Genomic DNA, 26,358 nt, shown 5'->3' with positions numbered 1-26,358 from the left:
GTTACCACATGTTCTTAATGATTGGCGGGTACCTAACGCATAGAAAGCATTTGAAAATTGTGGCTAATTTAGACGAAGATTTAGTAGAATTACCAACAGTGAGCATTTTGATTCCAGCACATAACGAAGAAATTGTTATCGAAGAAACAATTAAAGCAATGGTGGCGCAAAACTATCCAAAAGATAAATTAGAAGTAATTGTGGTTAATGATAATTCAACTGATGGAACAGGTAAGATTTGTGATCACTATGCACAGAAATATGACTTTGTTAAGGTTTTACATACAATCCCCCCTCAAGGAGGAAAAGGAAAGTCTGGTGCTCTTAATCAAGGATTAAAACATTCCACAGGAGAACTCATTGTGGTTTATGATGCGGATAATACGCCAGAACCTGAGGCGGTTTATCAATTAGCATTAGGGATCAGCACAGATGAAAAAGCAGGAGCTGTAGTTGGAAAATTCCGTGTAACAAATGGAAATGATAACTTATTGACTCGATTTATTAATATGGAAACAATTACTTTTCAATGGATGGCTCAAGCAGGTCGATGGAACTGGTTTAAATTGACGACTATTCCGGGTACAAATTTTGGCATTCGTCGTTCAGTAGTGGAAGAATTAGGGGGATGGGATGAACAAGCTTTATCAGAAGATACGGAATTAAGTTTTCGCGTATATGATTTAGGCTATCACATTCGTTTTTACCCTTCAGCAATTACATGGGAACAAGAACCTGATTCTGTAAAAGTTTGGTGGAAACAAAGAACTCGTTGGGCACGTGGAAATGAATATGTGATTGCAAAGTTTCTACTTAACGCAAAAGAGATTTCGAATAAAAAAGTATTTCTAGATTTGTTTTATTTCCTATTCGTATACATACTGTTCTTTGCAGGAATCATTGGTTCCCATGCAATATTTATCTCACAGCTGTTCACTAACTCCCCGCTAACTATTGGACCGGTATCTAATGTGCTACTAGTTGTAGGAGTGTTTATGTTCTTAACAGAAATCTGGTTGTCTCTGAGTTTGGAAAAAGGACAGCTTACTATTAAAAATGCTTTAGTTTCTATACTTATGTACTTTATTTACTCTCAAATGTGGGTTCTTCTAGTAGCCTATGCTACTTTGCTTGAGTTAAAACGTATAGTCTTTAAAGAAGAAGTAAAATGGTATAAAACAGAGCGAATAAAAAAACAAAAAACTTCATAGATAGGAAAGAGTTATATAATGAAAATAATGACGATTTTTGGGACAAGACCAGAAGGAATTAAAGTGGCACCAGTGATTCAAGAGATGGCGAATCATTTAGAGATTGATAGCGTGATTGTTAATACTGGTCAGCATAAAGAAATGTTAGATCAAGTATTAGATTTATTTGACATTACACCAACTTATAATTTAGAGGTCATGAAAGCAGGGCAATCTCTAGGCGAGTTAAACAGTGTATTGATTGAAAAAATAAGTAAAGTCATTGAAATTGAACAACCCGATTATGTCTTTGTCCATGGAGACACAGCAACAACATTTGCTGGAGCTTTTTCAGCCTATGTACATCAAATACCAGTAGGGCATATTGAAGCAGGATTAAGAACAAATAATATCTATTCACCTTTTCCAGAAGAAGTAAATCGCCAATTAGTTGGAAGAATTGCAATTGATCATTTTGCGCCAACAAACAAAAACAAAGAGAATTTATTAAAAGAAAATATCGATGCAAATAATATTCATGTTGTTGGAAACACAGTCATTGATGCTTTACTAAATATTAGTGAAAGAAAGAATAATTTATCTGATAAATTAAATCATCTATTGAGTAACAATAAAAGGACAATTTTATTAACCACCCATCGCCGTGAAAATTTGGATGATTTGCATTCTGTATATCGTGCTATCCAAAGAATCACAGATAGCTATGAAGATGTACAAGTGATTTTCCCTATTCATAAAAATCCGGTGATTAGAGAGAAAGCACAAGAAATCATTGGTGAGAATCCTCGTGTTCACCTTATCGATCCTTTAGAGTATGAACAATTTGTCCATCTAATGAAGCAGGCCTATCTAATTATTACTGATTCAGGCGGCATTCAAGAAGAAGCTCCTGGATTAGGAATTCCTGTATTAGTAGCAAGAGATACAACAGAACGGCCAGAAGGAGTGGAAGCAGGAACTTTGCTTCTTGTAGGAACAGATGAAGATAAGATTGTTGAAGAAGTTGAAAGATTACTCTCAAATCCAAAAGATTATCAAACAATGAGTGGAATCCAGAATCCCTTTGGCCAAGGAGATACAGCCAAAAAGATTGTGAACTATGTTAAAATGAAATTTAAGTAACTATATTTTATTAGGATTTATGGGGGATAAAGTGTGAGACGGATTTTTATAATGGCTAGCATGGTAGTAATGTTAGGAGGGTGCAGTTTGAAACAGTCTACTCAACAAAATGATACCGACGCAAGTGAATCGATACCACTAACAAATACAACAAATTCAGCTAAAAATCAAACGGAAATTTTTATTAACAAGTGGCTTAAAAGTGAACAAGGATTAATTATTACTTACATCAAAGAGAGTAAACAGGAAGACACAGATTTAGTCGCTGGACGGGATGCGTTATCTGAAAGTTTAGGACTCTCAATGGTTTATGCAATAAATAAAAATGATGAACGTTTATTTATTGAAAACGAAGAAACATTAATCGATTTTTTTATAGAGAAAGACGGATTTGTTTACTGGAAACTAACTGAATCAGGAGAAAAAGAAGTCACCACTAATGCTCTAGTCGATGATGCTCGAATTGCGAACGCACTGATTAGTGCTTCAAAACTTTGGGAAGATGATTCTTACGCACATGTTGCTGAGGTAATGACTGAGTATATGTTTAAGAATAATGTCAATCAAGGCAGCCTAGTCGATTATTATGATAGAAAGAATAAACTAGCCTCAACAGATATTACCTTATCTTATATTGATCCTGAAGCTCTTGAAAATGTAGCAGGCGATGTAACTAGAAATAAACAAATTGCCGAAAATACAATAAATATACTTCAGAATGCTCCTTTAAAAAATGGGTTTTACCCAAAATCTTATGAAGTAGATAAAAAAGCCTATCACTATGATTCTCAAGTTAATATCGTAGACCAAGCGATTATTGCCTATCATCAAGCAAAAGCCGGAGAGTCTTCAGATGCTTTTTTAGAATTTATTCGTCAAGAAATGGACAATAATGGCTATATTAATGGCATGTATGATTTAAATACAAAACGGCCAGTTGTTAATTATGAATCCCCTGCAGTTTATAGTTTTTTGATTATGTATTTACTTGAAATTGATGAACTATCCTTAGCAAATCAAATTTATCAACAGATGATTCTACTTAGAGATGAGGATAGTTCAAGTCCGTATTATGGAGGATACAGCGTGACTAATGGAGATACACATGTTTTTGATAATATACTTCCTCTTATTGCAGAGCAGTTATTACATGAACAATAAGTAATCTGCATTTTATTACAAGGCTGATAAATGAACTTATCTGACTTAAACTCTTAGAAATGATAAATTTAAATACCAAGCGTTCACTTACATTAGATACAAACTAAGTACACATTTGACAAAAGTCTACTTAAGCTAAAAAATTGAGCCCAATTAAGCACTTACACATAAAATACTGACTATATAATTCTTGATGCGGATGAAGAAATTCATCTGCATCTATTTTTTTAGAAAAAAAGGCTCGTTGTCAAATGTTGTTGTTTTAAAAATAAGTCACAGAATTGAGAATATTTTGGGGTGAACCCCTTAATTTATTGAGATATTTGACAGTCCGATAGTCTGTCGTGGAATAAACTTTACTGTGCTGTAGTTTATTAAGTGCATTTTAATCAAAGAGGTATTTTAAAAGCAACTCCTTTTTTGTATAGTGACGAAAGTCTAAAGAATGGAAGAGCTTGAAAAAATCAATTAGAACTATACTAACTTGTGGGTGAATGAAATGGCAGAATAAGTTAATGTACTAGAGTCATGTGTAACTCCATAGATTGAAAGAGATAAAGACATCCTAACTATAGTCTATGACTCGAAAAATAGTCATGAGCTCAATCAGCTATATATGGAATCAGAACCAGAGAGAGTTAATCTCAAAAAATTGCAGAAAGAGGTCAAAGAAAATTCTCAGTTTCTTGATTGGTTGAAGACAGTCCTTACTACTTTTTAATTAAGTAAGACGACTCTCAAACCAAAATTTTTTTTGGGAGAGTTTTACAACTAAAAAATGATAATAATATCAGAGATATGGATGGTCATGAAACGAACGAAGGGAAATTTTTAGATTGAGACAAATTAGTAAACTTGAGAACAATAGACCTAAAAAAGGAAAATTGCACAATAGAACTTCTTTATCAGGCACAAGTATAAACAGATTGTAGTATTTAGAACAAAATTCAAAATAGTGATAAGATAAATTTTTTTATAATTCATGTAAGACTAAGTCTTAAATTAGCCGATATAATTTTTATCGGTATGATTCGTTTCGAATAAAAACTCTACTGGCTAACTTTTTTTCCAAAGAAAAGGTTAAGAATAATTATTTCTAGAGTTATTATCTGTGAGCAGAAGGAAAAGGTTTAAGCGAGTTAGTTGAAACCCGGCTAAATTCTATTAAAAAGTTTGAAGATTTTCGACTATTATTGGTTATCTTGTTTTTTGAATATTGTTGATGAGAAGAAAAATAAACCCGCAAAATACTTTTTCAGTCTTTTTAGATAAGTTTTTGGGTAAAATTTCTATTGATAATGTTTTATGGTATATTCTTATAGAGCGAATGATTAGAGATTGGGGATACGTATGAACGAAAAACCTGAATGGTTAAAGAAAATTGCGAATTTACCTGAAATCAACATGAATATGAAGTTCTTTGGTGGTCACCAACAAAAGGTTTCTTTTGGCTGGACAGCAAAAAGAGAAACGCATTTTGCTTTTGAAATAATGATTATTTTAGAGGGGATACAGCGTACCGAATTTGAGGGGCGTTTTTATGATTTTTATGAAGATGAGATTATTCTCATTCCTCCTGGAGCAAGTCATGAGAATTCATGTATTTCGAAAGAGGGAATGCGCTATTTTTGTGTACACTTTGATATTGATGATCCGGGAATTCAACAGAATCTCTTAATGTATTGTCCAATTAAATTGAGCAAGGACAACGAGTTTTTTCAAGAAATCAAAAAGGTCTTATATACTTATATTGAGCTCTTGGGACAAGAGAGTTTTTCTTTACGAGAAAAATTACTTGTAGAAAAACTGTTAATCGAATTGGTATTAAGCTTACTTGATTACGCGACATTTGAGCAAGAGAAGCTGGCGTCATCGGATAATTCAACGATGGTTTTAGCAAAGTCAATCGCAGATACGATTCAGCAAAATTTCCGTGCATTTACCGAATATCCATTGGAAGAAAATAGACAGTTGCTTTCCATGAACTATATCGCGGATTCATTGAATATAAGTGAAAGCACAATGTTAAAGGTTTTTAGGAAAATCTATTCTGTCAGTCCTAAAAAGTACCTAGATCAATTACGCTATAATGAATCTAAATTTTTACTGCATCAACCAAAACTTTCAGTGAATGAAATTGCCGAAATCATTGGTTATCAGAACTTGTCTCATTTTTCTCGTCAATTTAAGAAATGGAGTAACTTATCGCCAAAAGAATATCGAAAGGCCAATAATCAAAAAAAGTAATTAAATAAATCAATAATTCCTCTAACTGAAAAGGTTAGGGGTCTTTTTTTACGGAAAAAGGTAAAAAACGTCTGATTTTTGATATATAACCATCGTTCTAAATCTTTTATGATAAATACACAAATAAAAGTAAGCGATCACAATTCAATTTTAGGTTTGTAATCGCTCACAATAATAACAAAGGAGAGAAGAGATTTAATGACAACGATTCAAAATCCAATAATCCCTGGAATGGCACCAGATCCTTCAATTATTCGTGTAGAGGATACCTATTATATTGCCACATCGACATTCCACTGGAATCCAGCAATCCAACTCTTTCAATCAAAGGATTTAACGAATTGGGAGCTTATTGATTATGTACTAAAAAAAGATGAAGTGAATCTAAGGGGAACGAATACACCTGCTGGTATTTGGGCGCCGCATTTATCCTATGATGCTGTTACGAAAAAATACTGGTTAGCATACTCTCACATGATTAATATGGCAGGACGTGAATTTAACTCGGATTCTTACGCCATGTGGGCATACGACATTACAGGACCTTGGTCCGAGCCAATTTTTTTAACTGCTATTGGTTTTGATCCAGCAATTTTTCATGATGAAGAGGACAAGCACTATTTGGCAATCCTAGAGTGGGAAACTCGTGAAGGCTATCAAGCACCGGGGCATATTGTGATTGCTGAAGTGGATTTAGAAAATGGTGGAATCATAGGAGAGTGGCATCGGATCAATCATGGATTTACCACACGCGGTTGTGCAGAAGCTCCTCAGATTTATAAACGGAAAGATTACTACTACTTATTAATTGCCGCTGGAGGTACTGGGTATGGACATGGTGTAGAAATTGGCCGTTCAAAAGATGTTTTTGGTCCTTATGAGCCACATCCATCAGGAGAACCAATTCTTACATCCTCTCCGAGACACTTATTTTCACTAGGTGATCCAGATGCGGGACATTTTGAAATGTACAATCCAAATTCTATGATGCAAAAAGCAGGCCATGGTTCGTTAGTAGAGACGCCAACAGGTGAGTGGTACATCTCGCATTTGATGTCGCGACCGTTAGAAGGAACACTGTTAAATCCATTGGGGCGTGAAACTTCGATTCAAAAAATGCGTTGGACTGAAGAGGATTGGATAGAATTGGCAGATGGTTCTAACCTTGCGAAGATGGAAGTTGAAGGTCCTGAGGATTCTTTACCTTTGAAAGAAAATGCTTATGATGTACGGGATGATTTCGATGGAAACTATAGTCTGAGCTTTATGACACCTTATCGCAATCAAGAAGATAAATGGGTCAATACGACTGAACGACCAGGATACTTAAGGATTCATGGGGAAAATTCATTCTTCTCACAGATAAATCCAGCAATTATGGCAACAAGAGCAACATCATTTTCCTACGAGGTTCAAACTAGTCTGTCTTTTAAACCAGATCATTATTCAGAAACTGCTGGTATAGGACTTTATTATGATTCGAATAATTGGCTGTATCTACATCTGACCTATTCAGAAGAACAGTCAGCAACGATTCTGACTGTTTTACAAGCAAAATTAGGAGAACGGATTGAGTACGGTAATCATCGCTTAGTAGTGAATAATGATGAAATCGAGCTAAAAATCAACTATGACCAAGGAATCGCAACATTGATGTATCGACAATCAGATGAGCAATGGAAGCGTTTTGTTGACGATGTCGATGTAACCTACTTGTCCGATGAAGGGGTAAACGGGGAGCCAGGAGAGATTGGCGGATTCACAGCGTTATTCAACTTTATTGGTTCAGTCGATGCACATCAACGGGACTCATATGCTGATTTTGATTATTACTATGTAACAAATGTTTAGATTTGAAAGGAGAAAAAAATGAATACAACTGTATCTTTAAAACGTCTAATTCCAGGTTTGATTATCGGACCAGCTTCTTGGCTCGGACCATACATTGCCGCATCAAGTTTGTTTCTACCAGCATTGATTCAGCAACTGGATGCACAGAACAAAATCCAATTAGTCGCACTGTTTTCAACTTGTGGAATGGTGGTAGCGGCCATTTCAAATATGGTTGCGGGGTATCTTTCTGATCGTACACGTTCCCGATTTGGTAAACGAACACCTTGGCTTGTTGGTGGGGCAGCCGTATTTATGCTTTCCATGATTCTTGCATCAACAGCCAATAGTATTCCTTTTCTGCTGGTGAGTTGGATGCTGGGCCAAATCGCCTTGAACTTTATTGTTGCACCAATGGTTGCTTGGCTAGATCTTGCGCCAGAAAATGGAAAAGCAACAGCATCAGGTGCGTATGGTGGATTAGGTATGGCATTGGGGAATAATGGCTTTACCATTTTTGCAGCAATGTTTTTAGGACAATTTCGATTAGGGTTTATTATTTTTGGAATCATGACTTTTGTAGGCACACTTATTGCTGCAATCATCGTGCGTGAACCTTCAAATTTAACTGAAGAGCGAATTGAACCTGAAAAAAAGGAAAAAATTTCGTTTAAAGCGGCGATGAAAGTATTTCCTAGATGGAAGGTTGGACGGGACTATTATTTAGCCTTAATTGGCAAGTTGTTTCAAGGCGTGGGTAATTTTTCCATCACAGGATATCTGCTGTTCATTATGACTGACTTCTTGCATAAGGAAACAGCAGCTACACAGCAATCAATCCAATTAATCAATATGATCATGCTGGTATTCGGAATCGCGATGGGCTTTATTGCAGGTCCTTTGTCAGATAAATATAAGGTTTTAAAATTGCCGGTTGGTCTTTCCACTATTTCATTGGGAATTGGAGCACTCAGTATGTTCTTCCTACAAAATGATCTGGGGATTCTGATCTATGGCTTTGCGGCAGGTTTAGGCATGGGTATTTGGAATTCATTGGATAATTTACTGAATTTAGAAGTTATTCCAGATAAAAATCGTGTGGCCTTCTTCTTAGGCATCTACAATTTGGGAAATACTGTGACGCAAGCAATCGCACCTGTATTAGCTGCCTTTGTCATTTCTCAATTTAGTTTTTCTTCAATCTTTATTGTCTCATTTATATTCTCAGCAATCGGAGGCTTGTGCATCCTATCCATTAAATCTGTTGCAAGGTAATTTGATTGGAATGATTTAATTGATAAAGAACTCTATGTAGTAAAGCAAATCAGCAGGCAAGTTGAAAAAGTAACTAAAAAATTTCAAATGTATCGGCAGACTTTATGCTTTGCTACTAATTTATAGAACAGTCAGGTAAAATTATGAAAGACGATAAGCAGATCAATCAATTTATATTTTAGCGGCAGTTCATAAAAGATGCTCAAAAAATGAATAAGACTTTTACCATTTTGTGCTCTTTTCTTGCTATGTTCATACAGTGAATTAATATTTAAAAGACACTATTTAAGAAAAGTTTAGAATCTATCCTAAGAATGCTGATTTTATAATTGTTGAGAAAAAAATATTAAACAGTTGCTACATGAAGAATTACGTACAAAACAAGGATTTTATACCTATATAACAGCTAGGTTCAAACTAACTCATTCATATACTTAAACGTTTTCTAAATCGGAATATTATAGGAATGAAAAATTACTATCTGATCATCTTAGAAGTGGTTATTAAAAATCGACAAGGATATCGGAGTAAACATTTATTCTAACAAATAAAGCGACCGAAAGGATATCTTAAGTCTATTAGAAGACAATTTAACAATGTATCCTGAATAACATTAAAGTCAACTGTGATGGAATCTTAATAGTCAATAGCATTAAAAGTGATAAACCTTGTAGTACCAAGGTTTCAACCTGTATTTACATTCCACTCTGTGAATATAGCTGTTATTACTGTGACTTTTGATTTTTCTTTAAAATCATAGCCTACTCACTTTTTTTAATAGACAAAGATAAACCTGTAAACTGCCTACACGGCAAGATTTACAGGTTTTTATGTGTTAAGTGAAAATGGAGAGAAAAATGATGAATACGTACTATTTGGTACAATATCGTTGTTAATTATATTAACGTTGTACAGATTTCAGCAAATAGTTAGTGAGAAAGTCTGTAATGAATTAATGCTGTATAAATAATAAAGAAAAAATATTGAACTAAAAAGTAGCAGATACAAAAGTAAATACTTTATCAATATGATTCTGTTGCAAAGTTTGAAAGTACATAGTACGACTCCATTTTTACCAGTAGTTTAAGCTGGTACTCCAACAATTCCTATGAATAGCTTTCAATAGAAAAAAGTTGCTTCTTCTTGTCAATCATACCATGAACCTCTACTTGCTAATCTTTGAATAGCTTTTTCCAAAGTCAACACCAAAAACCACCAAAATCAAAACTTCTAAAAAAAATAAAGATACTAGTGACTGTCATTGACCAGCTCTTTCTTTTTTGACGTTTATATTCTTCGAGTAGCTAGTTGGCCGATAGATCGAAGAGGGAAGCTTGAGAATTTTCCACATAGTACTTAAAATTTTTGCGACCACGACGGCGTATAGTGTGTCCTTCAGCTTCTAACAATTTAATCTGAGCTTCGATACCTCCAGGATACTTGGGATGCAGTTCGCCATTTGCTTTGAGGGTTCGCCAGTAGGGGGTGAGATCTGTTTCCCGCTGATAGCTAGCCCAAGCGGCGATGCTGATGAAAATACCGGCAGTAATCGGGTCGGTGAAATCGGCGTCATTCTGTGTGGCGAAGAATTGCCGAAGCTCTCCAGTAGTGATGACTTGTCCGGTCGGAACACGTTTCATTTGAAGATCATACCAACTGGGAGGCGCAAAGAACATGCGGTTGCCGCCATATTTTTCGATGGATTTTTTATCGATAATCAGTTGTAATTTGGGCATCCCTTTGTTCTCATGGAGCATCTGGTTGAAGTTTTTAGTTTTCTCATTAGACATGATAGTTCCTCCAGCATTAGTAATTATCAATTTAGTATTTGGCTGGAGTTGGCTATTTGATTTTTTTAAACAGTGATATGGAAGAACGAAAAGGACGAATCAAGTCTTTAAATTTTATCCTTTCTATGTAAAAATAGGGTATAGGTAAAAAAATATCTTCAGCAGCTGCTACGTGATCACTTTCTTTGAGTCAAGAATAAGTGTAAGAAAATAGCTATGCCAAAAACATTCCTTATGGCAATAGCTTTCAATCAACTTATACAAAGAAAGTAGAAGAAATTGAGATTCTATTCCAGTCAGCTTAGGCTAAACAGTAAAAATTGAGGTCAACTGATCTATTTTAAAACTTTGCAACACAACCATTTTCTTTTGAGTCAAATGACGAATGACGTACTTATGTCCAATGTGAGTTGATTAATGTTATAACTTGGATATGATCCTTTCAGGATTAAGCTGGAAGGATGGGCGTCTGCTTGTATTTCTTTTGTTTTACCCAAAAAACATAAAATGAACAAAATCTCGTCATTTCATGTTTTTTGTAAGGGACTTATGTCACCCAACTTCGTAAAATCTTAATAAAGGGAAGAGAAGGAACTCATCTCCACTTCGCTTCGCTCTCATCATCTTCTACGCATGGTACATAATTGAGTTGAAGGCTCTGGAAATAAGTTGACACACTCTTTCTGAAGGAAATAGACATATAATTGCCTCCCTAGTCCCAAAGATTTAAGGAGCAACGAGTAGAAATCAGTCAACATTGAAAGACAATCTTTGGTGTTTCTGGTCATTTTCATGAAGATCTGCTTATTGCTGAAAATTACAAAGTAACACTTCCGATGATGCACAGTACCTACTTGTTTCTTAAAGCTAATCTCATCTATCCCGGCCTCCCCAACCGATATCATCTAGAAAACGATTTAATGAGGATGAAATGAAGACATATGGTACTAATTTATCTTAAGAAAGAAGAAAGAGAGTTAATTAAATGAAAAAAACAATCAAATGGATTGGCGCACTATTTTTAATACTTGTAGTATCAATAGTAGCTTTGGTGTACATTTATGGACCTAATTACAATCTTTACCTAGTTCCCCCAACACCGAAAAAGTATGGTGAGCTAGCATTAAACAAAATGGATCAGATAGGATTATATGCTAATTCAAACGAATGGGCCACTAAAAAAGAAGAAATCCAAACTAAGTTACTGAATGTCACTAGTTATGAAGAAGCCGTACCATTATTAGAAGAGGCTTTGAAAATAGCTGGTGGAAAACACTCATTTATTCTTACTGGTGAAGAGTTAAATAAAGTAAATAGTGATGAGTTTATACTTCCAACAGTTAAAGAAATAGATAATAGTTTAATTCTCACTATCCCTCCATTTTCTGGTAATGCCGAGCAAGCGCAAAAATATGCTAATACTTTAGCTGACCCTCTAATTAATTCAAGCTACACCAGTATTATCTTGGATTTCAGAGACAATTCAGGTGGAGATTTGGGACCCATGATTTCAGGCTTATCCTCATTATTGCCAGAGGGAAATCTGTTAAATTTTGTTGATAGGGATAACATGAAGACACCACTTACACTAGAAAACGGTTCAGTAATAAATGGTGGAACGAAGGTTACAATGGAAAATCACAAAAAAATTACTGATATCCCTATTGCCATTCTAATAAACGATAGAACTGGAAGCTCTGGGGAAATAACAGTTTTATGTTTTAAAGGAATACATAATGTGACTTTTTTAGGAACTGAAACAGCAGGATATACATCATCGAATATTCAAATAAATTTATATGATGGCTCAGTCATGCAAATAACTAATGCCGCTATTGAAGATCGCAAGGGAACGAGTTATAGTAATGTTCCTATTTTACCTGATATTCATTCAGAAGATCCGATGTTAGATGCAAAAAGCCTTATTAATAAAAAATAACTCTTTGTCAAACATGCGTAACTTGGTGAGTACATTCATTTTAGAGGATGTATTGGTTATATTGCAAAGTTTTAAAATAAATCAGTTGACTCCAATTTTTACTGTTTAGCCTAAGCTGTCTGGAATAGATTCTCAATTTCTCTTCCACTTTCTTTGTATAAAGGGCTCTTTGTCAAATGGGGTTGTTTTTAAATTAAGCCATAAAATTGAGAACATTTCGGTGTTCTCTTTTTTGTTTTTTAAATGAGTTCACAGAGACCTTGTTGGACAAGAATACGCAGGCGTAGATGGCGAAATATTCGAAAGCCAAGAGTAATCCGTTTGATTACTTTAATTAGGTTATTTTTTTTCTTCTAGTTTCCCTTTAGAATAGCTGTATATCAAGGCGTTACAAATGGCTTTTTTGAATCCTTTGTTCAAGTGCGTAGGCAGTTGGTCAATACAAGTAAAGAAGCCCTCATAATCCTTATTTTCAAAGGTAGAGTTCTTGAAAAATTTTATAGCTTTCTCTAAGGTCAGAATCCACGCCTAGGAGATGATCCAAAACCTCTGATTCTGTTACATATCTCTTTTGAAAGAGAGGAAACTGTTTGAGCGCACTGTAGTTTATGTTTTTATGTTTCTTTAAAAGCGTCCACCAATATTTTTTTAACTTGCGATAGTTCGGGCAATGGAATCACTTTTTTAGTTGATTCATTGTCTGAATTTTTTGATTATTAAAGGTTCTACTCAGTTGTTGAATCACATGAAATCGTGGACGATACGATGAAGATTGTTACCGGGAGTGTGTATTAACCATGTTAATTTTTATAGACAAGTTTGTTGTGAGAGGGGGGGAAATGAGGATTTAGTGAACAAGCTAAATAATAGAGGATTGGAGTAAAATCAATCCTCTTTTTTATATTCTAGTCCTTCTAGTCAAAAAATTACGGCTATTGACAAGAGAATATTCTAAAAATTGATAGAGGAGAGTAAAGAGCGAGAAAGTATGAGTTCAATCAGTCTGTCATAAATTCTACACATAAATTGGTTTGGATAAATGTAAAAGGATTTGCAAAGTTTTTAGAATGGAAGAAACATGAAAATGGATACTAGAGCCTATCAGCCGCAAGAAATTCAAGAATATGAAGGGAAAATATGGTAAAATGAACCGTGAACATAGTAAGGTGAAAAATATAAAATTTTTCACCTGATTGTCTGTTTTATGTTCACTTTTCATACACTATGCTATCCGGTTGTTCAATTGAGGACGGAGGCTAGTTATTATGAAATACGAAGTAGAGTGTCTAAAAGGTCATTTCACAATTACGGATAAAGGTGGTAGGTGTTTACAAGCGCATGTTTCAACGTTATCAATATCCGAAACCGAAAAATAAAAAAGAAATCGGTGAGTTGAAAATGTCAAAAGTTTAAAAGCGAGAGACAAGCACCGAAATTTTTACTTACAAAGTGGGATTTTAATTTGGATAATCGGTCTATGAGAATTATTTTGAATCATATTGAAATAAATCACGCAATACAAAATAAGATGAGAATACATCGGAACAATAAGTTTACGATGGGCATTTATGAAAAAAATGCAGTTATCTTAGACATGCGTGTAGATAGTTATATGAAAAAGTGGTACGGATTTTGATTTTGGAGGTTCAAAGACAACATGAAAAAAAGTATAAAAACCAGTAGTAGCAAGGTATCAGCGTATATTCACATACCGTTCTGCGAACATATCTGTTACTACTGTGACTTCAATAAAGTTTTTATTGAAGGACAGCCTGTGGATGAATACATTAGCAGAATGCTTGATGAAATCGATTTGACTCGCCTAATGCATCCGAATGAAGATACAAAGACGATTTACATTGGCGGGGGGACGCCAACCTCATTATCCGCGGCACAGTTGGATCGATTACTGCAAGGTGTGAGGGATCGTTTGCCTTTTAATGAGAGCAATGAATTTACCGTTGAAGCAAATCCTGGTGATTTAACTCAAGAAAAGCTTCAGGTAATGAAAAACTATGGTGTGAATCGCTTATCAATGGGAGTTCAAACCTTTGATAATCAATTATTAAAAAAAATTGGTCGAAAACATACCGCAGAAGATGTTTATCAAACAATGACATTTCTTGAAAAAGAAGCATTTCATAATGTGAGTATTGATTTGATTTATGCATTACCTGGACAAACAATAGAGAGCTTTCGAGACACATTAACACGTGCACTTGATCTTGATTTACCTCATTATTCGTTGTACTCGTTGATTTTAGAAAATAAGACAATGTTTATGAATTGGGTGAGACAGGGGAGACTAGAGCTTCCAGATCAAGAAATTGAAAGTCAAATGTTTGAAGAAACAATTGACGCTATGGAACGAGCAGGACGTCACCAATATGAAGTGAGCAATTTTGCTTTGCCAGGAAAAGAAAGTCAGCATAATTTAATATACTGGAACAATGAAAATTATTATGGAATTGGCGCAGGGGCAAGCGGCTATCTTGGTACGACACGTTATAAGAATCATGGTCCTATTAAACGTTATTTGAAGCCTTTAAAAGAAGGTAAATTGCCAATTCTTGAAAAAGAAGAATTAACAAAAAAGAATCAAATGGAAGAAGAAATGTTTCTGGGGTTACGAAAAAAAGCTGGAGTCTCCAAACAAGTATTTTACGAAAAATATCGCGTTGACTTAATGGATATTTATGAAGACGTGATAAAGCAATTGATAAATGAACAGCTAATAATAGAAGAGAATGACTTTGTAAAACTAACAAAGAAAGGTCTATTTATTGGAAATCAAGTGTTTGAAAAATTTTTATTAGACTAGAATCGTTTTCTATTAACTGCTTTGTTAAGAAAATCTTAAAAAATAAGAAGTCCTTTGATTCTGAAGGAGCTTCTTTTTTGTAGAAGGATTTATTAGATAAAATAATCGAGTCTTTCCTAAAATTTAGTAATAATCTAGAAATCTATACCTTATTATAAAGAGTTTTTCTGCTAAACTTTAATAAAAAATAACGCAAAAAAGAAGAAATGAAAGAGGTGATAATCAGTTTCCAACGACAACTTTTTTCTATTTGGAAACAAATTAGCACTCTCGTGTACAGAGTGCTAAAAAAATCGAGTTTTTTCTTGACAGATTTAGAAAGACTTGCTATATTAATAATTGTGTTAGCACTTAATAACTAGGAGTGCTAATGAGAGGTGATGAAGCGATGTTAACACAACGACAAAAAAATATTTTGCGTCTAATCATCCAAAATTATACAAGCAACGGCAATCCAGTTGGATCAAAAAAGTTGATGGAAGATGGTATCCAGGCTAGCTCTGCAACAATTAGAAATGAAATGAAGAGTTTAGAAGACAACGGATTATTATTAAAAACACATTCATCTTCCGGGCGGATTCCTTCGATGGCTGGTTATCGTTATTACGTTGATTACTTATTGAAGCCTGCTCGTGTAAATAAAGATGATTTGCAAATAATCCATCAATCGTTTGGTCAGGAATTCCATGAAATCAATGAAATCATCCGCCAATCTGCTGAGATTCTATCGAGTCTTACAAGCTATACAGCTTTTTCCTTGGGACCTGAGATTAAAGAAAGAAAATTGACGGGCTTTCGAATTGTTCCGCTAAATGATCGACAAATTATTGCGATTATTGTGACGGACAAAGGAAACGTTGAAAGTCAGGTCTTTTCCATTCCTACTTCTATAAGCAGTCCTGATTTGGAAAAAATGGTGCAGATTATTAATGATAAACTGGTTGGGCAGCCGCTTTTAACGGTTTATCATAAGCTACGGACAGAAATTCCGATGATTCTGCATAAGTATTTCCAAACCACAGAAGGAATTTTAGATTTATTTGAATCTGTTTTTGGACAGGCTTTTGAGGAAAAAATCTATGTCAGCGGCAAGATGAATCTGTTGAATTTTGAGCCGCAGCAAGATTTAAACCAGTTTAAATCTATGTATTCGTTTATGAAGGATTCAGAAGAGCTAACACAACTATTAGCACCAATGGATGGCAATATCCAAATTCGTATAGGCTCAGAGATAGGAAATGAATTACTCCAAAACATGAGTATGATTCAAGCAACTTATGAAATCGAAGAGCATGGACGTGGAACCATTGCCTTACTTGGACCTACAAGTATGCCTTATTCAAAAATGTTCGGCTTAGTTGATACTTTTCGCAATGAGTTAGCAACAAAACTTGCTGAGTATTATCGTTCATTAGAATAGACAATTACGCTATAAAGGATGTAATTCCTTGAATTATAGATTGAATGATTCGATGGAAATCGAAGAATCCATTGGGAAAGGAAGTCAGAATTTTGAAAGAAAAGAAAAAAGAGGAAGAACTTCAAGACGAAGTAACCCCTGAAACAGAAGAGCAAGTAGATGAAACCGTTGAAGCTCCTGAAGAAGTGATCGAAGTATCAGAAGTTGATTCTTTAAAAATTGAATTGACAGAGATGGAAGATAAGTTCTTGCGTGCTCGTGCAGAAATGGCCAATATGAGCAATCGAAACAAAAATGAACGTGAGCAGTTGCAACGCTATCGTTCACAGGATTTAGGGAAGAAACTATTGCCTGCACTTGATAACTTGGAGCGTGCCTTGGCTACTGAGGTTAGCGATGACCAAGGAGCCAGCTTGAAAAAAGGAGTGGAGATGGTTCTTGAAAGCCTGCGTTTTGCTTTAAAAGACGAAGGAATTGAAGAAATCCCCGCTAGTGGAGAGGTGTTTGATCCTAATCTGCATCAAGCGGTTCAAACTGTTCCAGCAGGTGAAGATGTTGCACCTGAAACAATTGTAGAGGTTCTGCAAAAGGGCTATAAACTACATGATCGTGTACTACGACCTTCTATGGTTATCGTTGCACAATAGTGCTTTATATAAAAATTAAATAAATTAATGTGAGGAGACTTTTATTATGAGTAAAATAATCGGTATTGACTTAGGAACAACAAACTCTGCTGTAGCAGTATTAGAAGGTGGAGAAGCAAAAATTATCACAAACCCAGAAGGAAATCGCACAACGCCATCAGTTGTCTCATTTAAAAACGGCGAAATCCAAGTAGGGGAAGTTGCAAAACGTCAAGCAGTGACAAATCCACATACAATTGGTTCAATCAAGCGTCATATGGGTGAAGCTGGCTTTAAAGTGGAAATGGAAGGAAAATCTTACACGCCTCAAGAAATTTCTGCGATGATTCTACAATATATCAAAGGATTCGCTGAAGATTATCTTGGTGAAAAAGTTGAAAAAGCAGTTATCACTGTTCCAGCTTACTTCAATGACGCACAACGTCAAGCAACAAAAGATGCTGGTAAAATTGCTGGACTTGAAGTAGAACGTATTGTTAATGAACCAACAGCTGCAGCGTTAGCTTATGGACTAGATAAAACAGATAAAGATGAAAAAATCTTAGTATTTGACCTTGGTGGCGGTACATTTGACGTATCTATCCTTGAATTAGGTGATGGCGTATTTGACGTATTATCTACTGCAGGTGATAACAACCTTGGTGGAGATGACTTTGATAATAAAATTATTGATTATATGGTTGCTGAATTCAAAAAAGATAACGGCGTAGATTTATCAAATGATAAAATGGCTGTTCAACGTTTGAAAGATGCTGCTGAAAAAGCGAAAAAAGATTTATCTGGTGTAACTAGCACTCAAATCAGCTTACCATTTATTACGGCTGGAGACGCTGGTCCTTTACACTTGGAAATGACATTAACTCGTGCGAAATTTGATGAATTAACACAAGATTTAGTAGAACGTACAAAACAACCAGTACGTCAAGCATTGAAAGATGCTGGATTATCTCAATCTGAAATTGATGAAGTTATCCTAGTTGGTGGTTCTACACGTATTCCTGCAGTTGTTGAAGCAGTACGTAAAGAAACAGGAAAAGAACCAAACAAATCAGTGAACCCTGATGAAGTAGTAGCAATGGGAGCTGCTGTTCAAGGTGGTGTGATTACTGGTGATGTTAAAGATGTTGTCTTACTTGATGTAACACCTTTATCATTAGGTATTGAAACAATGGGTAGTGTGTTCACGAAATTAATTGATCGTAATACAACAATTCCTACAAGTAAATCTCAAGTCTTTTCAACGGCTGCAGATAATCAACCGGCTGTAGATATTCACGTATTACAAGGTGAACGTCCAATGGCTTCTGATAACAAAACATTAGGCCGTTTCCAATTAACAGATATTCCTGCTGCACCACGTGGTGTGCCACAAATCGAAGTAACATTTGATATTGATAAAAACGGGATTGTAAATGTTTCTGCAAAAGACTTAGGTACACAAAAAGAACAAAAAATTACAATCAAATCATCTTCAGGTTTATCAGATGAAGAAATCGAACGCATGGTGAAAGATGCTGAAGCAAATGCAGAAGCAGATAAAGCGCGTAAAGAAGAAGTAGATTTACGTAATGATGTAGATGCATTATTGTTCACTGTTGACAAAACATTGAAAGATTTAGAAGGAAAAGTCGATGCAGATGAAGTGAAAAAAGCTGAAGAAGCACGCGATGAATTAAAAGCTGCTGTTGAAGCAAACAACATTGAAGAAATGAAAACAAAACGTGATGCATTAAATGAAATCGTACAAAATCTAACAGTGAAATTGTATGAACAAGCAGCACAACAACAAGCACAAGAAAATCCAGAAGCAGCACAAGGCGGAGCAGATGATGTAGTCGATGCTGACTTTGAAGAAGTAGACGGTGACGATAAATAATTCATCATTCTGATTAGAGAAAGCCAAAGCCACCCCTTTGGCTTTTTCTTTTGAGAAGTAATCGCTGTTATTACAAATTCCTTCATTAAAGTATTCAGCTTTTTTTGAAACTATGATATGATAGCAACGATGTAAATAATCTAGAAGGTTATTTAAACTAATTGGGGGGAAAGCCTATGGCAACAAAAAGAGATTATTACGAAGTCTTAGGAATATCTAAAGGGGCTTCGGATGATGAAATAAAAAAAGCATACCGAAAGCTTTCCAAAAAATATCATCCGGATATTAATAAAGAAGCAGATGCAGAAGAAAAGTTTAAAGAAGTTTCTGAAGCGTATGAAATATTGAGTGATCCACAAAAGAAAGCAGCTTATGATCAATATGGACATGCTGGAACAGATTCAAGCTATGGAGGCGGCGGTTTTGGCGGCTTTGGTGGCGGTGGTTTCAGCGGCGGCGGCTTTGGCGGATTCGAAGATATTTTTGATTCTTTCTTTGGCGGTGGAGGTCGTACAGTCGACCCTAATGCACCAAGACAAGGAGCCGATTTACAATATACGGTAGAACTTAAATTTGAGGAAGCAATTTTCGGTGTAGAAAAAGAAATTAAATACAATCGTGAAGAAGTTTGTCATACATGTAGCGGAAATGGTGCTAAGCCAGGAACGCAACCAGAAACTTGTCATAAATGTCATGGTTCTGGTTCGATTAATGTGGAACGTCAAACACCGCTTGGTCGTGTGATGAGCAGACAAACATGTGATGTATGTCATGGGACTGGGAAAGAAATTAAAGAACCTTGTCCTACTTGTCATGGTTCTGGGCATGAAAAGAAAGCTCATTCAGTGAAAGTAAACGTGCCTGCAGGCGTTGAAGAAGGACAACAAATGCGATTGTCTAATCAAGGAGAAGCTGGAACAAATGGCGGCCCTTATGGTGATTTGTATGTCATTTTCCATGTAGAGGAAAGTGATATATTTGATCGTGATGGTGCTGAAATTTTCTATGAAATGCCATTAAGCTTTGTTCAAGCTGCTTTAGGTGATGAAGTACAAGTCCCAACTGTACACGGCGATGTGAAATTAAAAATTCCTGCGGGGACACAAAGCGGAACCAATTTCCGTCTTCGCGGAAAAGGAGCACCACGTTTACGTGGCGGTTCTACTGGAGATCAACATGTAAAAGTTAAATTGATTACACCTAAGAACCTAAATGAAGAACAACGTGAAGCATTACGTGCGTTTGCAAAAGCTGGTGGACAAGAAGTTAGTGAACAACAAGAAGAAGGATTTTTCGATAAAATGAAAGATGCTTTTGGTGGTAAAAAGAAAAAATAATCAAAAGTATTTCTATGATTTATAAAAGGTCGGAACAGAGGATGAAGTATAACTTTCTAAGTTATGCTTCACCCTTTTTTTCGTTGAAATCCAAATGTTCGGAAAGAGTTTGACTATTCAGATTTAACACCTATTAATTAAGATATTGAAATAGAATAATTAAGTAAATTATAAATAGTGTTTATCAATTCTCTGGATTTCAATATTTATTTGAGGTAGTATTTAAATGAGATTAGAGAATAGTTTCTTTTTATTGATTAATTGTAGTACACTAAATATATAAAATTATAAGGAGGGACTTGAAATGAGTAAACAAAAAATTTTTGTACGTTCAACTGTCGTGATACTAGTAATAGGTTGTTTATTCTTTGGATGGAAGATTTATCAAAATAGTACAAGGGTCATTCTGTCTATCGAGAATTTAAAAAATGTACGTATTAAAGAAGAAAAAAATCAGTTATTTATTACTGGTAGAGCAGATTTAGATTCCTTTGAAAAAATTTCTAATTATGGCGCAGTGCAAAAAGGAGACTCCTTATATATTTATATAATGAAAACCAAATCATTACTTAAATCGGATAAAATCTATGAAAATATTGATAAGATAAAGATTAGTGATAGTAAAGATGCACCAAATAAAATTTACTTGGTAAGTGGAAATCGTATCGAAGTAAAATATAAAGATAATCCAAAAATGAATTATATAGATGTTATTAAATATTCTGAAAAAAGAGAGTTGTTTAAATAATTGATAGCGTTTCCTATCGTTGTATGATAGGATATTTCCGTAAACTAAGTTTGTTTTATAGGAGGAATAACATGAAAAGGAAGTATTTTGGTGCACTCGTATCAGTAATGTTTTTTGTTAGTATTTCTTCAGCTGTGTATGCGGCTCAAGGCAATTGGGAATCTTCTTGGCAGTGGGATGCAAATGGTGTTTCAAGCGTAGGGACTGCAAATGCACAAAATGAAACGGGACATTACTCTTTAAGAGTAGTTCGCGCTGGTGGCGCTTGGATTGGGAACAAAAATGTTACCTTAGGACCTAACCAATCTAGCTCTTCTAGTTTTTGGGGACAACCGTTACTTGATCGTCAAGGACAAGTTTTGATAGCTCCTCGATTTTATCATGCACCTTGGTTTGATGCATAATTTTCAATAATAAGAAATATTTTTTTGAGAGCCGATTATTAATGGGCTCTTTTTTCGGAGGTGTTTTATGATAAAGATTAGAAACTTAACAAAAAAATACAAAGATAAAGTGATTTTAGAGAACATATCAATGAATTTAAATGATCCCAGTAAAATATATAGTTTAATGGGAGAAAGTGGTAGTGGGAAGACGACAGTATTTAATATCCTCTTTGGTTTAGATAAAGATTATCAGGGAATTTACCAAATATTTGGAAAAGAAGCTTCAAGTCTAACTAATGTAGAATGGGCAATTCTAAGGGAAAAGTATATTCGGATGGTATTCCAAGATTATAAACTATTGAGTAATTTTACTGTTTATGAAAATATTTGTCTTTCGGGTGAGTATTTAGAGAATGAAATTGATTTGGTATTAACGGAATTAGATATTTTAGAATTCAAGTATCGCCATGTCTCAGAGTTAAGTGGTGGTCAGAAACAAAGAGTCGCAATTGCTAGAGCTGTGATTGCTGATCCTAGAATACTACTTTTAGACGAACCAACTGGAAATCTTGATGGTATGACATCAGAGAAGCTAATGAATTATTTAAACAAATTGAGAAATAAAGGGATTTTGATTTTTATCATTACTCATGATTCTGCGATTTCTGAGCTATCTGATGTCGTATTTGAGCTAAAAGAAAAAAAGATTACTAGTCTAGGTATGGGAAATACGATGAATGCAAAAGAAGAGATTGAAATCAATACAAATAATTCTGGAAAAAAACAAATAAATAGATATGTGCTGACTAATTTAATGCAAACTAAAAAGAAGCTATTTTATCTTGCTATTCCGATCATAATAATTTTAACGATATTTATTTTAGGGTTTAGCGCCTATAGAGCAAATTCGACACTGGCGTTAAAAAAAGCTTTTAGAGGAATTGGTGATCAAATTATTCTTTTAGATACACAAAAAATCACTGAAAAACAAATAAGAAATTTTAACAAAAAAGGGATTCAAAGCTCTTTTGATGGTACTAGAATTGGGTTTTCTGATGAAGATGTAGAGAAAGTATCCGCTATAAAAAATGTAGAAAAGGTCTACCTTTCTTTAGGCGATGTTTATTCTAATTACGATAAAGATTCGAATACATTAAATGTGGTTTATCCAAGTTCAAATTTTTCTGATAGTATTAAAAAATATGAGAATTTTGGGAATAAGATTGATAGTCTTTCATTTGATTTTGTCAAAAATTATGTTCCCAAAGAATTGATGACTGCCTACAATAAAGAAAATATCGAATTACTTAGTGGAGAGTTTCCATCAGATAAAACAAATGAAGTCGTTATACCCGATATATATGTTCTATTAAAAAATAATAATGAAGATTTCAATACCATTATTGGGAAAAAGATATTTTTAAAAGTTAAAGATAAAAATAATAACGATAAACATGTCGGCTATACTGTATCAGGTGTTTATAACACGAACTATAAGAACTCACTGGATACAACGTACTCTATATACACAAGTTATTTTCAAGAAGATTTCCTCCCTAGCTACCTTACACAAGAATCGTATGATTTTTATAAAAAAGTGATGACTGTGAATGAACCTACTCAAAATTTTAATAAAAATATAATTAAAGATTTTGATTCTTACAAACATGCCGTTGGAACAGCGAATACAGAGATGATTGTTAAGGTAAGTAAACCAAACTATTTATCTGAGGTGTCAAAAGAGTTACAGAAGATATATCCATACTATCATTTAGTTTCACAAGAGGATTTAAAGAATGGAGAACTCGCTTCAATTTATTTTTATCTAGTAAAAATTTTAATAGTAGGTTCCATGGGAATTGCGCTAATTACAGGCAGTTTAATAGCTTTTCTAAATAAAGGATATATAAACAACCGTAGCAAGGAGTTGGCAGTCCTGTATAGTCTTGGGTTTAGAAAAAAGGATATCACGTTAATTATTACCATAGAAAACTCAGTCCTCTTTTTCATCTATTTTGTCCTAGCGTGTATGCTTGCATATACTGCAAATAAACTTTGGTTCAGTAAAACAGCTAATTTTCAATTATTTATGAATATCTTCGAACCATTTAATCTTGGAGTGATTTTTCTGTTACTTTTGATTATGTTGAGTATTTCAATTAGTTGGGGATTGATGGGTGTGAAACAAAGAAATTTAAAGAAATACTTAAATGAATAATAAAAAATTGGAGAAAAATGTACAAAAGTAGTGAGCTTCTGCGAGTAGTAGTCAGTCTGACTAAGATAACCGATGAGATTCGTAAGTAGGCTGCAGGTTATACTTGGATAGATTGGGGTTGAGGCAGAAGAACCTAATTTGTTTTTTTATTCACAATGAGTAGTACCCATTCTTGTTTTTCTACTGGTGATGTGTAAAAATTATAGAAAAGAGGAGTGGAGATATAGTGAAAATATTTACAAGTCCAGGGAAATATGTACAAGGACCAAAGATTCTTAAGACAAATTTAGCGATGATAACAGCGTATGGCAAACAGGCGATAATCGTTACTGATTCGTTTGTTTGGGAAATGATAGGAAAGACGTTTAATGAAAATTTACAAAAAGAAGCAATTGCTACTACTATAATTTTATTGGATAAGCAGTCTCCAAACAAGGATGAAAATCCAATTGTCTGCAGGGAAGAAGCAATTGATTTTGTCATTGCACTAGGTGGGGGAAAAGCAATAGATTTTGGGAAAGCTGTTGCAAATAAGCAAAAAGTACCCGTGATAGTGGTTCCAACAGCCGCTTCGACTGATGCACCGACTTCAGCAATTAGTGTCACTTATGATGATAAAGGTTTTTTTCAGTCCTATCACTACTATGATAAAAATCCCGATTTAGTTTTTGTAGATACCGACGTACTCGTAAACGCACCAGTAAGAATGCTGAAATCTGGTATAGCGGATGGTTTAGCAACGTTTATTGAAGCAGAGGCCGTAGCTAAGAGCCATGGAAAAACGTTAGCTGGGGGCACTCAAACAATTGCTGCACATGCTTTAGCGAAAACTTGTGAAGAAACATTATTTTTCTACGGGAAACAGGCGATTGCGGCTAATGAAGCACAAGCAGTTACACCTGCCTTTGAAGCCGTTGTTGAAGCAACAACCTTGTTAAGCGGATTAGGATTTGAAAGTGGCGGTCTAGCTGCAGCTCATGCATTACAAAATAGTTTTTCGAGTATAGAAGGAGAAATTCAAAAAAAGACACATGGAGAAAAAGTTGCCTTTTCAACTCTAGTACAATTGATGTTACAAGGAGACTCAGAAGAACGGATGGAACGTTTTATTACATTTTATCAATCGATTGGCTTGCCTACAACGCTAAATGAACTTGGTCTGGGATTGTCAGATAAAGAACTACTGAGTCTTTGTGAAAAAACAGTTGATAGTGAAGATACAATGAAGCAAATGCCTATGAAAATCACTGGAAATGATTTATTTTGGGCGATACGCGCAACAGACAGCTATGTAAAGATGAAGGTTTCCGCACATAAATAAAGAAGGAAACGAAATGGAATCACTCTCCGGGAAAAAAGAGTGATTTCAGAGGAGGACAGTGGTGCCAGCTTATCATTTGGCGAGATTGAAGCACAGTAGTAACTGCCTGTTTTTAATCTGCGAACTATGAACTTGAATGCTTCGTAAGGGATGAGGATAGCAGTCTGAATAAATCTTATCTAGTTAAAACACTTTTTTAAAACTTATTCAGCCTACTCTCCTATATAGAATTAATAAAAGAGTTGAACGCATTTGCGCTCAACTCTTTTAATTAAATATTCAATACTTTATCTAAAAAGTCTTTCGTACGATCATTTTGGGGATTCTCAAAAATTTGTTGTGGTGTTCCATCTTCTAAGAAATTCCCACCGTCAATGAACATAACTCGATTGGCAACTTCTTTTGCAAACCCCATTTCATGCGTAACAATGACCATAGTCATACCTTGCTCAGCTAACTTTTTCATTACATTAAGCACATCGCCGACCATTTCAGGATCTAAGGCCGAGGTAGGCTCATCAAACAACATGATATCAGGATTCATTGCTAATGCACGTGCAATTGCAACACGTTGTTTTTGTCCACCAGAAAGGTTATCTGGATACATATCTTTTTTATCAGCTAGTCCGACTGTTTCTAAAAGCTGAACAGCTTTTTTTTCTGCTTCTTCCTTTGTTTGCTTCTTTAAATCCATTGGCGCTAAAATAATATTTTCCAAGACTGATAAGTGGGGGAATAAGTTGAAGTGTTGAAAAACCATCCCAATGTGTTGGCGAACAAGATTAATATTTGTGCTTTTATCTAGTAGATGAGCACCATCAATGATGATGTCTCCGCTAGTTGCTTCTTCTAATCGATTTAAGCAACGTAAAAAAGTGCTTTTTCCCGAGCCGGAAGGTCCAATAACACAGACCACATCCCCTTCGTTAATCGATACGTTAATATCGTTTAACACTGTGTTTTCTCCGTATTTTTTTACAAGATGCTCAACAAGAATTTTTTCTGACAT

At 34.8% G+C, this 26,358-nt stretch carries 18 protein-coding genes and 1 pseudogene; 16 read left to right on the top strand and 3 right to left on the bottom strand.

The genetic code is table 11. From position 1 onward, the window contains the following. Window positions 1-8 precede the first annotated feature (8 nt). The 6 genes from I589_RS10630 to I589_RS10605 all read left to right on the top strand — a co-directional run bounded on the left by I589_RS10630 (window position 9) and on the right by I589_RS10605 (window position 8,846). Window positions 9-1,211 (top strand): glycosyltransferase family 2 protein, encoded by a 1,203-nt coding sequence (locus tag I589_RS10630; protein ID WP_010767430.1) that lies wholly within the window; start codon window positions 9-11, stop codon window positions 1,209-1,211. An 18-nt stretch (window positions 1,212-1,229) separates the two neighbouring features. Beyond that, a complete protein-coding gene (gene wecB / locus I589_RS10625; RefSeq protein WP_010767431.1) occupies window positions 1,230-2,333 on the top strand; it encodes a non-hydrolyzing UDP-N-acetylglucosamine 2-epimerase in 1,104 nt (367 codons plus the stop codon). An 87-nt stretch (window positions 2,334-2,420) separates the two neighbouring features. Further along, complete coding sequence (locus I589_RS10620; RefSeq protein ID WP_034684988.1) at window positions 2,421-3,494, top strand: glycosyl hydrolase family 8; 1,074 nt, start codon at window positions 2,421-2,423, stop codon at window positions 3,492-3,494. 1,350 nt (window positions 3,495-4,844) lie between these two features. Then, complete coding sequence (locus I589_RS10615; RefSeq protein ID WP_010767433.1) at window positions 4,845-5,741, top strand: helix-turn-helix domain-containing protein; 897 nt, start codon at window positions 4,845-4,847, stop codon at window positions 5,739-5,741. A gap of 198 nt (window positions 5,742-5,939) precedes the next feature. Then, window positions 5,940-7,592: a glycoside hydrolase family 43 protein gene (locus I589_RS10610; protein WP_010767434.1), complete on the top strand. Its 1,653-nt coding sequence runs from the start codon at window positions 5,940-5,942 to the stop codon at window positions 7,590-7,592. A gap of 18 nt (window positions 7,593-7,610) precedes the next feature. Next, window positions 7,611-8,846 carry an MFS transporter gene (locus tag I589_RS10605; protein WP_010767435.1) on the top strand — a complete coding sequence of 412 codons (1,236 nt, stop codon included), beginning with the start codon at window positions 7,611-7,613 and terminating at the stop codon, window positions 8,844-8,846. A gap of 1,304 nt (window positions 8,847-10,150) precedes the next feature. Here the strand turns inward: I589_RS10605 and I589_RS10600 are convergent. Then, entirely contained in the window at window positions 10,151-10,636 is a 486-nt protein-coding gene (locus I589_RS10600; protein ID WP_010767436.1) for an MGMT family protein, read from the bottom strand. A gap of 985 nt (window positions 10,637-11,621) precedes the next feature. On the opposite strand from I589_RS10600, the gene I589_RS10595 reads away from it, so the two are divergent. Then, on the top strand, window positions 11,622-12,575 hold the full coding sequence (locus tag I589_RS10595) for a S41 family peptidase (protein WP_010767437.1): 954 nt from the start codon (window positions 11,622-11,624) through the stop codon (window positions 12,573-12,575). A gap of 239 nt (window positions 12,576-12,814) precedes the next feature. On the opposite strand, the pseudogene I589_RS18795 reads toward I589_RS10595, so the two are convergent. Next, window positions 12,815-13,329 (bottom strand): annotated as a pseudogene (locus I589_RS18795) (transposase); the annotation flags it as partial. Window positions 13,330-14,232: 903 nt separating this feature from the next. Between I589_RS18795 and hemW the strand changes: the two are divergent. The 9 genes from hemW to I589_RS10550 all read left to right on the top strand — a co-directional run bounded on the left by hemW (window position 14,233) and on the right by I589_RS10550 (window position 25,349). Then, window positions 14,233-15,396, top strand: a complete 1,164-nt coding sequence (hemW, locus tag I589_RS10590; RefSeq protein ID WP_010767439.1) for a radical SAM family heme chaperone HemW — start codon at window positions 14,233-14,235, stop codon at window positions 15,394-15,396. A 388-nt stretch (window positions 15,397-15,784) separates the two neighbouring features. After that, on the top strand, window positions 15,785-16,816 hold the full coding sequence (gene hrcA / locus I589_RS10585; RefSeq protein ID WP_034685137.1) for a heat-inducible transcriptional repressor HrcA: 1,032 nt from the start codon (window positions 15,785-15,787) through the stop codon (window positions 16,814-16,816). 44 nt (window positions 16,817-16,860) lie between these two features. Beyond that, the gene (grpE, locus tag I589_RS10580; RefSeq protein ID WP_051119760.1) at window positions 16,861-17,463 is read left to right on the top strand and encodes a nucleotide exchange factor GrpE; all 603 of its coding nucleotides are present in this window, start codon (window positions 16,861-16,863) and stop codon (window positions 17,461-17,463) included. 46 nt (window positions 17,464-17,509) lie between these two features. Further along, a complete protein-coding gene (gene dnaK / locus I589_RS10575; RefSeq protein ID WP_010767442.1) occupies window positions 17,510-19,339 on the top strand; it encodes a molecular chaperone DnaK in 1,830 nt (609 codons plus the stop codon). Window positions 19,340-19,515: 176 nt separating this feature from the next. Next, on the top strand, window positions 19,516-20,676 hold the full coding sequence (dnaJ, locus tag I589_RS10570) for a molecular chaperone DnaJ (RefSeq protein ID WP_010767443.1): 1,161 nt from the start codon (window positions 19,516-19,518) through the stop codon (window positions 20,674-20,676). A gap of 304 nt (window positions 20,677-20,980) precedes the next feature. After that, the gene (locus I589_RS10565) at window positions 20,981-21,424 is read left to right on the top strand and encodes a hypothetical protein (protein ID WP_010767444.1); all 444 of its coding nucleotides are present in this window, start codon (window positions 20,981-20,983) and stop codon (window positions 21,422-21,424) included. A 71-nt stretch (window positions 21,425-21,495) separates the two neighbouring features. After that, window positions 21,496-21,828: a hypothetical protein gene (locus I589_RS10560; RefSeq protein WP_010767445.1), complete on the top strand. Its 333-nt coding sequence runs from the start codon at window positions 21,496-21,498 to the stop codon at window positions 21,826-21,828. A gap of 67 nt (window positions 21,829-21,895) precedes the next feature. After that, a complete protein-coding gene (locus I589_RS17885) occupies window positions 21,896-24,028 on the top strand; it encodes an ATP-binding cassette domain-containing protein (RefSeq protein WP_010767446.1) in 2,133 nt (710 codons plus the stop codon). Window positions 24,029-24,254: 226 nt separating this feature from the next. Further along, window positions 24,255-25,349 (top strand): glycerol dehydrogenase, encoded by a 1,095-nt coding sequence (locus I589_RS10550; protein WP_010767447.1) that lies wholly within the window; start codon window positions 24,255-24,257, stop codon window positions 25,347-25,349. A 271-nt stretch (window positions 25,350-25,620) separates the two neighbouring features. Here I589_RS10550 and I589_RS10545 read toward each other — a convergent pair whose 3' ends face one another. Beyond that, complete coding sequence (locus I589_RS10545) at window positions 25,621-26,358, bottom strand: amino acid ABC transporter ATP-binding protein (protein ID WP_010767448.1); 738 nt, start codon at window positions 26,356-26,358, stop codon at window positions 25,621-25,623.

Source organism: Enterococcus phoeniculicola ATCC BAA-412 (assembly GCF_000407505.1).
In the GTDB taxonomy this organism is placed as follows: domain Bacteria; phylum Bacillota; class Bacilli; order Lactobacillales; family Enterococcaceae; genus Enterococcus_K; species Enterococcus_K phoeniculicola.
This window is presented reverse-complemented; position numbering and strand designations above follow the sequence as displayed.